The 11,466-nt window shown below is 73.5% G+C and carries 12 protein-coding genes; 6 read left to right on the top strand and 6 right to left on the bottom strand.

What is annotated here, in order from left to right; translation table 11 throughout:
- Together CCS38_RS32990 and CCS38_RS32985 are read left to right on the top strand one after the other, a co-directional pair.
- On the top strand, positions 1 to 1,331 hold a 1,331-nt coding region (locus CCS38_RS32990; RefSeq protein ID WP_223737013.1), incomplete at its 5' end, for a glycoside hydrolase family 15 protein.
- A gap of 69 nt (positions 1,332 to 1,400) precedes the next feature.
- Positions 1,401 to 1,733 carry a plasmid stabilization protein gene (locus CCS38_RS32985; protein WP_223737012.1) on the top strand — a complete coding sequence of 111 codons (333 nt, stop codon included), beginning with the start codon at positions 1,401 to 1,403 and terminating at the stop codon, positions 1,731 to 1,733.
- A 7-nt stretch (positions 1,734 to 1,740) separates the two neighbouring features.
- Here the strand turns inward: CCS38_RS32985 and guaD are convergent, their stop codons facing one another.
- Genes guaD through CCS38_RS32970 form a run of 3 tightly spaced genes read right to left on the bottom strand, consistent with a single transcriptional unit; the run spans position 1,741 to position 4,182 of the window.
- A complete protein-coding gene (gene guaD / locus CCS38_RS32980) occupies positions 1,741 to 3,117 on the bottom strand; it encodes a guanine deaminase (protein ID WP_223737010.1) in 1,377 nt (458 codons plus the stop codon).
- A 43-nt stretch (positions 3,118 to 3,160) separates the two neighbouring features.
- The gene (locus CCS38_RS32975) at positions 3,161 to 3,670 is read right to left on the bottom strand and encodes a MarR family transcriptional regulator (RefSeq protein WP_223737009.1); all 510 of its coding nucleotides are present in this window, start codon (positions 3,668 to 3,670) and stop codon (positions 3,161 to 3,163) included.
- A 17-nt stretch (positions 3,671 to 3,687) separates the two neighbouring features.
- Positions 3,688 to 4,182 (bottom strand): DUF5709 domain-containing protein, encoded by a 495-nt coding sequence (locus CCS38_RS32970; protein ID WP_223737007.1) that lies wholly within the window; start codon positions 4,180 to 4,182, stop codon positions 3,688 to 3,690.
- A 692-nt stretch (positions 4,183 to 4,874) separates the two neighbouring features.
- Between CCS38_RS32970 and CCS38_RS32965 the strand changes: the two genes are divergently transcribed.
- The gene (locus tag CCS38_RS32965; RefSeq protein ID WP_263302844.1) at positions 4,875 to 6,173 is read left to right on the top strand and encodes an MFS transporter; all 1,299 of its coding nucleotides are present in this window, start codon (positions 4,875 to 4,877) and stop codon (positions 6,171 to 6,173) included.
- A gap of 70 nt (positions 6,174 to 6,243) precedes the next feature.
- Here CCS38_RS32965 and CCS38_RS32960 read toward each other — a convergent pair whose 3' ends face one another.
- The 3 genes from CCS38_RS32960 to CCS38_RS32955 form a co-directional block, all read right to left on the bottom strand.
- Positions 6,244 to 6,894: an HhH-GDP family DNA glycosylase gene (locus CCS38_RS32960; protein ID WP_223737005.1), complete on the bottom strand. Its 651-nt coding sequence runs from the start codon at positions 6,892 to 6,894 to the stop codon at positions 6,244 to 6,246.
- Positions 6,895 to 6,920: 26 nt separating this feature from the next.
- On the bottom strand, positions 6,921 to 7,043 hold the full coding sequence (locus CCS38_RS35435; RefSeq protein WP_308050908.1) for an LPFR motif small protein: 123 nt from the start codon (positions 7,041 to 7,043) through the stop codon (positions 6,921 to 6,923).
- Between the two features lie 67 nt (positions 7,044 to 7,110).
- Positions 7,111 to 8,031, bottom strand: coding sequence for a polysaccharide pyruvyl transferase family protein (locus CCS38_RS32955; protein ID WP_223737003.1), 921 nt, complete (start codon positions 8,029 to 8,031; stop codon positions 7,111 to 7,113).
- 159 nt (positions 8,032 to 8,190) lie between these two features.
- Between CCS38_RS32955 and CCS38_RS32950 the strand changes: the two genes are divergently transcribed.
- The 3 genes from CCS38_RS32950 to CCS38_RS32940 all read left to right on the top strand — a co-directional run.
- A complete protein-coding gene (locus tag CCS38_RS32950; RefSeq protein ID WP_223737002.1) occupies positions 8,191 to 9,237 on the top strand; it encodes an NAD-dependent epimerase/dehydratase family protein in 1,047 nt (348 codons plus the stop codon).
- A gap of 12 nt (positions 9,238 to 9,249) precedes the next feature.
- The gene (locus tag CCS38_RS32945; protein WP_223737000.1) at positions 9,250 to 10,893 is read left to right on the top strand and encodes a carbamoyltransferase family protein; all 1,644 of its coding nucleotides are present in this window, start codon (positions 9,250 to 9,252) and stop codon (positions 10,891 to 10,893) included.
- On the top strand, positions 10,890 to 11,466 hold a 577-nt coding region (locus CCS38_RS32940), incomplete at its 3' end, for a glycosyltransferase family 2 protein (RefSeq protein ID WP_223736999.1). The genes CCS38_RS32945 and CCS38_RS32940, both read left to right, overlap by 4 nt.

The following is an 11,466-nucleotide window of genomic DNA, read 5'->3' as shown; positions in this document are numbered from 1 at the left end:
GCGGCCCCCGTACCGGCCGGCACTCCGACCGCCGCCGCGCCACCCGGCTCGTCCTCGACCTGTGCCTCGACCCCGGCCGGCGGCACGACCTCGTCCTGGAGCTCGGCCGCACCGCGCCGGACGGCCCGCCACCGGAGCCCGGCGCCGCCTGGGCCGCGACCGAACGGGCCTGGCGGGACGCGGTCCCCGCGCTGGACCACACCGTCGCCGCCGGGGACGCCCGCCGGTCCTACGCCGTGCTGCGCGGCATGACCGGCGCGCGCGGCGGAATGATCGCCGCGGCCACCACCAGCCTGCCCGAACGCGCCGAAGAGGGCCGCAACTACGACTACCGGTACGTCTGGATCCGCGACCAGTGCTACGCGGGCCAGGCCATGGCGGCGGCGGGGCACTACCCGCTGCTCGACGCCGCCGTCCGCTTCATCGGCGCGCGGCTGCACGAGGACGGGCCCGAAATCTCCCCCGCGTACACGGCCGACGGCGGCCCCGTGCCCGACCAGCGGGAACTGAACCTGGCCGGCTACCCAGGCGGCTACGACCGGATCGGCAACCGGGTCAACCGGCAGTTCCAGCTCGACGCCTTCGGCGAGGCGCTGCTGCTGTTCGCCGCCGCGGCCCGCGCCGGCCGGCTCGACGGCGACGGCTGGAAGGCCGCGGAGATCGCCGCGGACGCCGTGGCGCGCCGCTGGCGGGAGCCGGACGCCGGGATCTGGGAACTGGACGCGCGCGCCTGGACGCACAGCCGCCTCATCTGCTCCGGCGGGCTGCGCGCCATGGCCGCCGCCGGGCCGCCCGGGCCACAGGCCCGCAAGTGGCGCGCGCTCGCCGACACCCTCCTCGACGTCACCACCGCCACCGCGCTGCACCCCGACGGCCACTGGCAGCGCGCCGCCGACGACCCGGCGCTGGACGCGGCCCTGCTCATACCGGCCCTGCGCGGCACGCTGCCCGCCGACGACCCGCGTACCCGCGCCACGCTGCGGGCCTACCAGGAGCAGCTGACCGACGGCCACTACGCGTACCGCTTCCGGCACGACGAGAGACCGCTGGCGGAGGCCGAAGGCGCCTTTGTGCTCTGCGGCTTCGCGATGGCGCTGGCGGAACACCAGCAGGGGAGGGAGACCGAGGCGTACCGCTGGTTCGAGCGCAACCGTGCCGCGTGCGGCACAGCCGGGCTGTACGCCGAGGAGTACGACATCACACAGCGTCAGTTGCGGGGCAATCTCCCGCAGTCCTTCGTGCACGCGATGATGCTGGAGTGCGCGGTCCGGCTGGCCGGCGCGGACGGCGTGCCCGAACGGCCCACCTCCTCTCGCGGTGACCGGACCTGAGGAGTGGAGTGGAACGTGCCACCGGTCCGCACTCCCGGCGGGCCGGGGCCGACCACGAGGAGACATGACATGCCGCGAGGTTCCAGCAACAAGCGCGAGCGCCAGTACGAGCACATCAAGGAAGGCGCCCAGAAGCGGGGCACCTCGACCGGGCGGGCGAAGGAGATCGCCGCGCGGACGGTCAACAAGGAGCGGGCCCGCACCGGCGAGTCGAAGACGGCGAGCAAGTCCTCCACGCGGGACACCAAGTCGGCGTCGCAGCGCGGCGGCCAGCGCTCCGGCAACCGCACCGGCCCCCAGGGGCCGACGAAGGACCAGCTCTACAACGAGGCCAAGAAGAAGAACATCGACGGCCGCTCCTCGATGAGCAAGGACGAGCTGGCCAAGGCCCTGGGCCGCTGAGAACCGGTCACGGGCCGCCCGCGCCGCGCCCGGCCGGTGCACCGTCCCGGTCGTGGGCGCGCCGCCCCGCGACGTACGTGGAGCGCACCGCGCGGTCGTCGCCCATCGCCGCCAGGACGAACAGCAGCTCCTCGATGTCCTCGGCGCGCGCCGCGCGCCGGGCGAGCAGCGGCGTGGCCCGCGGATCGAGCACCACGAAGTCCGCCTCCTGCCCGGGCGCCAGGGAGCCGACGGTGTCCGCGAGGCCCAGCGCCGCCGCGCCGCCCCGCGTGGCCAGGTAGTACGCCTGTACCGCGTCGATCGGGGCGCCGCACAGTGCGGCGGCCTTGTACGCCTCGTACACCGTCGACAGCATCGAGAAGGTGGGGCCCGCGCCGACGTCCGTGCCGAGCCCGACGGTCACCGGGTGCGGGCCGCCCGCGGTCTCGCGCGCCGGGAAGAGCCCGCTGCCCAGGGCCAGGTTGGAGCCGGGGCAGTGGGCCAGCGCGGTGCCGGTGGCGGCGCAGCGGGCGCGCTCGGCGGGGGAGAGGTGGACGCCGTGCGCGAGGACCGCGCCCGGCCCGAGCAGCCCGTAGTGGTCGTAGATGTCGAGGTAGCCGGCGCGGCCGGGGAAGAGCGAGCGGGCCCACTCGACCTCGTCGGGCGTCTCCGAGACATGGGTGTGCAGGAGGGCACCGGGATACTCCCGCCACAGCGCGGCGGCCGTCTCCAGTTGCTCCGGCGTACTGCTGGGTGCGAAGCGGGGCGTGATCGCGTACTGGGCGCGGCCCTTGCCGTGCCAGCGGGCGAGCAGTGCCCTGGACTCCTCGTAACCGCTGCGCGCCGTGTCGAGCAGCGCGTCGGGCGCGTTGCGGTCCATCAGGACCTTGCCGCAGGCGATCCGCAGCTCCCGCCGGGCCGCCTCCTCGAACAGCGCGTCGGCGGACTCCGGGTGGACGGAGCCGAAGACCAGCGCGGTGGTCGTGCCGTTGCGCAGCAGCGCGTCGCAGAAGACGGCGGCGGCCTCGCGGGCGTACCGGGCGTCCGCGAACCGTTCCTCCTCGGGGAACGCGCGCTGCTCCAGCCACCCCATCAGGTCGGCGCCGAAGGCCGCCATGACATCGGTCTGCACGCAGTGCAGGTGGGTGTCGACGAATCCGGGGAGGATGACGTGGTCCGGGTAGTGGACCGGCGTGTTCCCCGCGGGGAGCAGGTGGCGCAGCGCGGCGTACTCGCCGGCCGCCGTGATCCGGCCGTCGGCGCAGATCAGCAGCGCGTCCTCCGTGTACGAGAACGACTCTTCGCGGCCGGTGCGGAACGGGTCGGCCGGGAAGCGGACGAGCGGTCCGCGTACGGCGGTGACGGCCGGGCCGGTACGCGCATCGGCGTCGGTGGCGGTGGTCATGGCGGACAACACCTCCGGGGGCGGACCCGGGACCGGCGCGCGCTCAGGGAGTGCTCGGGGCGGCCCAGCCCAAGGGGTACGGGTCGGATCCGGCGACCGGGGGTTCGCCGGCCGCGGAGGCGAAGGCGGTCAGCGCCGCCACGATGCTGGCGCGCTCGGAGGCGGGCATTCGCCCGACGATCTCCGCGATCTCGGCCTGCCGCCGCGCGGTGACGTCCTCGACGAGGTGCCGTCCCGCCTCGGTCAACTGCACTATTGTCTCGCGGCGGTTGTCGGGATTGACCCTGCGGTCCACGAAACCGGCTCCGATCAGCCGGTCGATCATGCGCATGGCGGTGGACGGATTGACCCGCAGCAGCTCCGCGACGACCACGAGCTTCGCGGCGCCGTGCGTGGACAGCGCGACGAGGAGCCGGAACTGCGGCAGCGTCACCGTCCCCTCCACCGAGGCCAGCGAGCGCGCCGAGACGGCCACCAGCACACGCGATGCGGTCAGCACGGCACGGGTCACCGCGTCCACGTCGTCCGGTGCCTGCCCGGCGTCCTCGCTCATGCCCCCTTTCTACCGCGTCAGGGCAGGGGCGGGGACTCGTCGTCGTTGACGTTCTCGTCGTCCACGACATGCACCGCCGCCTCCTCGGCACCCGCGGCGCCGCCGTCGATGCCCACGTCCCGGGCGATGACGTCGTTGGCGTTCCGGCCGTGGTCCGGGAAGCCCTGGTCGCCGCTGACGATGCGCCCGGCACGGTCCTCCCCGGCCTGCTCGTCCACCGGCTCACCGTCGCCGCCCGGCAGGTCACCGATGCCGTTGCCCTCGGGGGGTGCCACGTCCGGCACCTCCTTGGCCAGCCGCTCGTCCAGGCTTTCGCCCGCGCGCTGCTCGTTCGCCGTCGTACCCGTCTGGTTCACCGCGAACGGCTTCTCCGGCGGCGAATAGCCCTCGTCCAGCTGCTGGTCGGCATCCGGCTCGTCGAGGGCGTCCTCCATGTCGAGGTCGTCGGGCTTGGCCGACACGTCGTAGGCGGGCGGCTGGTACACCTCGTCACCCATCGCCTCGTCGGACATGGCCGCTCTCCTCTCCTGGACTGCCGTTCCGCAGCACGGGTGCCCGTTTCTGCCTCACTGCACCCACCCTGCGGAACCGTCACACCTCGTGCAAACGCAATTTCGGGCGGTCAGCGAGTACCCGTGGGTCACCGGCTCACCGCCCCCTGTGAGAATCCGCACCCACTCGGCGGAACCCTTGGGGCACAAGGGATCCACCAGGGCTCCATGGCAGGGTGACGGCCATCGCACCCCAAGAGCGTTTCCCCGGCCGCCCCGTTATGTGAAAGTCGAACCTTGTCGTGCCCGGGGTGTGCGCAGTCGCGCGCTCCTCCGGCCCGGCACCGACCGATTCTCGGCACTCCAGGCCCGCCGGCGCACACAGCCGTGCCCGCGCACCCGCCGAGCCGCTTTCCGAGCCTGACGGGCTCTTCACGAAGTGTTCTGCCGTGCCTTCTCCCGTCCTTGCTCCCGGCCGCATCGCCGCGCAGGTGGCCGCATCCGAGAGTGCGACCGCCGCCGACTCCGCGGTTACCGCCGATCCCGTTGCCGATACGTCCGACCCGGTCGATCCGGCCGGTGATCCACGGGGCGGCAAAGCCCCCTCCTCCGTACGCCGGTACACCGCGAACCTGAAGTACCTCTTCGGGCGCGGCCGTACGGGCGGCTCCGGCGGCAGCCACGCACCGTGGCGCTCGCTGCGCTACCGCAGCATGCGCTGGTGGTCGGTGGCCAACCTGGTCTCCAACGCCGGTACCTGGATGCAGCTGACCGCCCAGAACCTGCTGGTGCTGCAGCTCACCGGGTCCGCCGCCGCCACCGGTCTGTCGCTCTCCGTACAGGCGGGCCCCGGCCTGCTCATGGGCCTGTTCGGCGGCGCGGTCGTGGACCGCTGGCCCCGTAAGGTCACCGCCGCGGTGAGCCAGGCCATGCTGGGCCTGGTCGCGTTCGCCACCGCCTTCCTGGTGGCCACCGACCAGCTCAACTACGGCCTGCTCATGGCGCTGTCCGCCGTCACCGGCATCATCGCCACGGTCGACGGCCCCGCCACCTCGCTGCTCGGCAACGACCTGGTACGCAAGGAGGACGTGCCCTCGGCGATCGCGGTCGGCTCGCTGGTGCACAGCGTGGGCCGGCTCGGCGGTACGGCGCTGGCCGGTGTGGCCGTCGGCGTGCTGGGCACGGGCGCCGCGTACGCCGCGAACGGCTTCTCCTTCCTCTTCGTCGCCGCGGTGATCCCCTTCCTTCGGCCGGTCGGCCAGGCGCTGCGCTCGCGCGGCGAAGCCTCCGACGATCGGCGGGCGCCGGTGAGCCTGGAGAAGGCATCGGTGAGCCAGGAGAAGGCGCCGCAGCAGGTTTCCGAGCCCGCCGACCCCGAGCCCGCCATGACGGCGCGCGAGGGCGTGGCCTTCTTCATGCGCCGCCCGCGGCTGGTGGCGCTGGCCGTGATCACCGGCCTGAGCGCGATCTTCGGCCGGAACTACCAGCTCACCCTGGCCGTCCTGGTCACCGGGCCGCTCAGCGCGGGCGCCGGCGCCTTCGGTACGGTCTCCTCCGTGCTGGCCGCCGGCGGCATCGTCGGCGCGATCCTCGCCGCGCGGCTGCGCAGGCCCTCGGTCAAGCTCGTCGGCGCCCTGGCCGCCGCCGGTGGACTGCTCCAGGCCGTCGCCGGCCTCTCGCCCTCGCTCATCCTGCTGCTGGTCCTCGTGCTGCCGATGTCGGTGGTGGAGTCGGTCTCCGACACCGCGGGCACGACCGTGCTGCAGACCGACCCGCCGGCGAACATGCGCGGCCGCGTGCTCGGCGTCTGGCGGAGCCTGAGCACGGGCTGGGGCCTGGTGGCCCCGCCGCTGCTCGGCCTCCTCATGGAGTGGGCCGGTGCGCGGGGCGCCCTGGTGGCCGGCGGTCTGATCATCGCGGCCGTGACCGGCCTGGGTGCCGTGCTGCACGTCCGCAAGGGCACGATCCGGACCGCGCCGGCCACGGCGGCGGCCTACCGGACGGCCGCCTGACAGGCACGTACGTACCTCCGCACGCGCGAAGGGGCCGGGACAGCTGTCCCGGCCCCTTCGGCGTCGTCCGCTACGACGTCTCCTTCTCGACGTCCTCCACCACGGATTTCTCCAGGGCTGCCCGGACCAGCGCCGCGGCCAGCGTGGCGGTGTCCTCGGCGGACACCAGCCGCGCCAGCTCCTCGGGCTTCTCGGGGAGGTCCAGCCGCTCCGCGCCTTGCAGCGCCTTGCTGTCGAGGTAGGGGGAGAGGTCCCGCCACACGGCCTGGGCCTCGCGCAGGAAGATGTCCGCGCCGGCCGGGCCGAGCCCCGGCACCTTCTGCAGCAGCTCCTTCAGCCGGTCCACGTCACCGCCGGCCTCGTCCCGCAGCCGTCGCAGGTCGCCCTGGTAATCGTCCAGCAGCAGCTGCGCGCCGTCCCCGAGCTGGGTGGACGTGCGCTCGTCGTACCGGCGGTAGCTGCCCCGGCCCAGGGCGTCGACCCGCTGCTGCCAGGTCGCGTCCCGCATGGACCGGGCGTCCCGCATCCCCGCCTCGAAGAGCTCGTGCGCCGCGGCCACCGCCACCGAGGCCCGGATGCGCGCGCTGAGCAGACAGGAGAGCACGAGCAGCTGATACAGCGGCTGCGGGGTGTCACGGAGCGTGATGCCCGCCTCCGCGGCGTAGGTCTGCCCGTGCGTCTCCAGCAGGGCCTGCACGGTCTTCCGCCGGTCTCCCGTCATGGACTCGCACTCCTTCGAGAGGGGGCCTAGCGGTGGGCGCCTCGCGAGGCGCCGCCGAAGAGCCGGGCGAGCGCGCGGAAGGGGAGTGTCACCACGGCGGCGATGGTGCTGCCGATGGCCCGCAGTACGTCGGCGATGGCGCTGAGCACGATTCCTCCTTATATAGGGGAACTGTTCTGTTCCTGTCCCTCGGGTAACCGGAATCGCGGAACGTAATCATGGCCGGTGGGACCCGCGGACCCGCTCCATGAGCCGCGCCCGTCGCCCGGCCGCGGCCCGGCCCGCGGGGGACAGGCACCACTCCCACCACCGGTCCAGCGTTTTCGGTGTCACCTCGTCCGCCGGGATCACCGCGGGCCAGCGCAGCGCCCGCGCCTGGGCGCTCACCTTCGCGCCGCCCAGTACGGGATCGACGGCCAGTACCGGCGTCCCGGCCCGCAGCGCCAGCACCATGCCGTGCAGCCGGTTGGTGACCACGGCGTCGAGCCGGGCGGCGAGCCCCATGAACTGCTCCGGGGTCGCGCAGTGCCGCCAGTCGTCGATGGCGAGCCGGGTGTCGGCTTCGACCCGGGCGCAGTCCAGTCGAGTGAGCCACTCGATCAGCTGTCCGCCGACGGTGTCGTGCCGCCGCCGCTCCGCGTACTCGCCCTGCCCGTACGTGAGCACCACCCCGGCCAGAGGTGGCACGGAGTGCAGTGGGGCCCCTGCGGCCAGGTCGACGGAGGGGGCGGCGGCCGGCTCGTCCCGGGCGAAGACCCGGTCGAAGCCGGTCACCGCGGGGTCGCCGGGGTCGATCACGCTCACGCCGACGGCGAGCCGCCGGCAGTTGCTGAACTGCCGGTGCAGCCGCCGCAGTTGCTCCCCGTGCGCCGGGCCGCAGGTGAAGACGACGTGGCCGTAAGCGGTGGGATCGGCGGCGTCCAGCGGCATACGGTCCGGCGCGAAGCCGCGACTCCAGGCCGTGTCGTGCGCGATGCCGCACGCCGCGAGGGCCTGCGAGACCCGGCGCTGGGCCAGCGCGTCGCCGACCGTGACCTCGCCGTCGTCGAAGCTGAACCACCCGGTCAGCAGCGTCCGTCCGGGTCCTCCGGGACGGGCGAGCAGGTCGTCGGTCAGGGCGGTCAGGGGCTCTCGCATGCCGTACTCCTTCGCGTTTGCGCGCACTCAGGACGCGCACTCAAGAGGCGTACCCGGGCCGTCGCCGGTAGAACGGACGCAGATGCGTAAAAGCACGGAAATAGGACACTCAAGGTCTGTGCCACCCAGTGCCATGCCGCACGGAAAGGAGGACGACGCGTGACTGCCCTGCCCTTGCGACCGACGTGGCGGCGTGCCGTCGTGACCGGAGGTGCCGGTTTCCTCGGTTCCCACCTCTGCGAACGCTTGCTGGAGAGCGACGTCGAAGTCGACTGCGTGGACAACCTGTCCTCGGGATCGATGGACAATATCGAGCACCTGCTCGGCCGCCCCGGCTTCCGCTTCCTGGACCGGGACGTCTGCCTCCCGCAGTGCGTGGACGAACTCCGCGGCCCCTACGACCTGGTCCTGCACTTCGCGTGCCCCGCCTCACCGGCCGACTACCTCCGGATGCCCCTGGAGACGCTGGACGTCGGGAGCCTCGGGACGCGGAACGCCCTGGCCATCGCGCACCGCGACAACGCACGCCTCGTCCTCGCCTCCACCTCCGAGGTGTACGGCGACCCCCTCATGCACCCGCAGCGCGAGGACTACTGGGGGAACGTCAACCCGGTCGGCCCGCGCAGCGTGTACGACGAGTCCAAGCGGTTCTCCGAGGCACTGGTCACGGCGCACGTCGGCGCCAAGGGCACGAATGCCGGCATCGTGCGGATGTTCAACACCTACGGTCCGCGGATGCGGGCCCACGACGGCCGGGCGGTCCCGACGTTCATCTGCCAGGCGCTGGCCGGCGAACCGCTGACCGTGGCCGGCAGCGGCGAGCAGACCCGCTCGCTGTGCTACGTCGACGACACGGTTGACGGCGTGCTGCTGGTGGCCGCGAGCCGCGCGGTGCGCCCCGTCAACATCGGCGGCGGTGACGAGACGCCCATCTCCGAGATCGCGCGCCGCATCGTGGCGCTGACCGGCTCCAGGTCGGAGCTGCGGTACATCGAACGGCCCGAGGACGACCCCGAACGGCGGCGGCCCGACACCTCGCTCGCCCGCGAGATGTTCGGCTGGGAGCCGAAGGTCGCGTGGGAGGAAGGGATCAAGCGCACGATCGGCTACTTCGCGAGCCGCGACCCCCGCGAACGGCTCACCGCGCAGCCGGCAGCGGCCGCTCCCGCCCATGCCGCCCCGACCGAAGAAGCCCCGCACCCGTGAACGGATCACTTCATGCGCGTCCTTGGTGTCAACGCTCTTTTTCATGACCCCGCAGCAGCCCTCGTCATCGACGGCACGACCGTCGCAGCTGCGGAGGAGGAACGGTTCAGCCGCCGTAAGCACGGCAAGCGGCCGGTGCCCTTCTCGGCGTGGGAACTGCCCGAGCTCTCCGCCCGCTGGTGCCTGGAACAGGCCGGCCTGACCCCCGCGGATCTCGACGCCGTCGCCTACTCCTACGACCCCGAACTCTCCCGCCCCGCCGAGATGATGGGCCTGGACGACCCCTGGGACCACCTCCGCCAGGAGTACGCCCGCCGGGCACCGGAGTTCCTCGCCGAGGCACTGCCGGGCCTGAAGCCCGAACGCGTCCGCTTCGTCGCCCACCACGTCGCCCACGCGGCCTCCGCCGGGCTCGCCTCCCCGTACGACGACAGCGCCGTCCTGGTGCTCGACGGCCGCGGCGAGTGCGCCTCGCACCTCGCGGGCGCCTACTCCGACGGCGAGCTGAAGGTCCTCGCGGCCCAGGAACTCCCGCACTCCCTCGGCCTGTTCTACGAAGAGCTCACCGACCACCTCGGCTTCCTGCGCAGCAGCGACGAGTACAAGGTGATGGCGCTCGCCTCCTACGGCACGCCCCGCTTCCGCGAACAGCTGCGCGAGTACGTCCACTCCGACGGCACCGGCGGCTACGTAGCGCACCACGTGCCCTGGGAGCGGATGGTGCCGCGCCGCCTCGCCGGCCGCCGGATCACCACCGACCACGCCGACCTCGCCGCCAGCGCCCAGGCGTGCCTGGAGGACATGACGCTCGACCTCGGCCGCTGGCTGCACGACAAGACCGGCCGCCGGACCCTGTCCCTGGCCGGTGGCGTCGCGCTCAACTGCGTCGCCAACTCCCGTCTGTACCGGGACGGTCCGTACGAGGACATCTGGGTCCAGCCCGCCGCCGGGGACGCCGGCACGGCGCTGGGCGCCGCGCTGCACGTCGCCCAGGAGCAGGAAGCGGCCCCCGTCTCCCCGATGCCGACCGCCGCGCTCGGCCGCGGCTGGTCCGACGAGGAGCTGCGCGCCGTCCTGGAGGAGGCCGCCGTTCCGTACGAGGAGCCCGAGGACATCGCCGAGACGGTCGCCGAGGAGCTGGCGAACAACGGCATCGTCGCCTGGTACCAGGGCCGCAGCGAGTACGGCCCCCGGGCGCTCGGCCACCGCTCCCTGCTCGCCCACCCCGGACACCCGGACAACCTCGAACGGCTCAACGCCGTGAAGGGCCGCGAGGAGTTCCGGCCCGTCGCGCCGATGGTCCTGGAGGACCGGGCCCCCGAGCTGTTCGAGGGCGGGCCGCTGCCCAGCCCGTACATGCTCTTCGTGCACGACGTCCGCGAGCCGTGGCGCGCGAAGATCCCCGCGGTGGTGCACGTCGACGGCACGGCCCGCGTGCAGACCGTTGAGGAGCGCACCGAACCGCTGGTGGCCCGCATGCTCGCGGCCTTCGACCGGCGCACCGGCATCCCCGTCGTGGTCAACACCAGCCTGAACACGGCGGGCCGCCCCATGGTCGACAGCCCGCGCGAGGCGCTGGAGTGCTTCGGCAGCGCGCCGGTCGACCTGCTGGCGATCGGGCCGTTCGCGGTCCGCCGGGGGAGGGCGTTCGCATGACACCCCCTGACACTCCGGCACATACCGCAACCGGCACCGCGGACCCCGTACACCGCGCCGCCGGAGCGGAGGTCTCCTACGCCGTCGTCATACCGACCCTCGGCAGGCCCTGCCTGAAGGACTGCCTGCGGGCCCTCGCCGAGGCCGGCGAGCCATGGCCCGACCAGGTGGTACTGGTCGACGACCGGCCCGAGCCCGGCGAGCCGCTGCCCCTGGAGGCCGCGGGCCCGCTCCAGGACCGCATCCGTACGACGGCCACCGGCGGGCGCGGCCCCGCCGCCGCCCGGAACGCGGGGCTGGCCGCCGTCGGCACGCCCTGGGTCGTCTTCCTCGACGACGACGTGCGGGTGACGCCCGACTGGAGCCGCCGGCTCACCGCCGACCTCGCCGCGGCCGACGTCCGCACCGGCGGCGTGCAGGGCCGCCTCCACGTGCCGCTCGACGCCGGCCGCCGCCACACCGACTGGGAGCGCGGCACCGCAGGCCTGGAAGGCGCCGCCTGGGCGACCGCCGACATGGCCTACCGCAGCGCGGCCCTCCGTGACGTCGGCGGCTTCGACGAGCGGTTCCCGC

The organism is Streptomyces purpurogeneiscleroticus (genome assembly GCF_020024005.1).
GTDB lineage: Bacteria > Actinomycetota > Actinomycetes > Streptomycetales > Streptomycetaceae > Streptomyces > Streptomyces purpurogeneiscleroticus.
The sequence above is the reverse complement of the archived record's forward strand: the minus strand, read 5'-3'. Positions and strand labels throughout refer to the sequence as shown.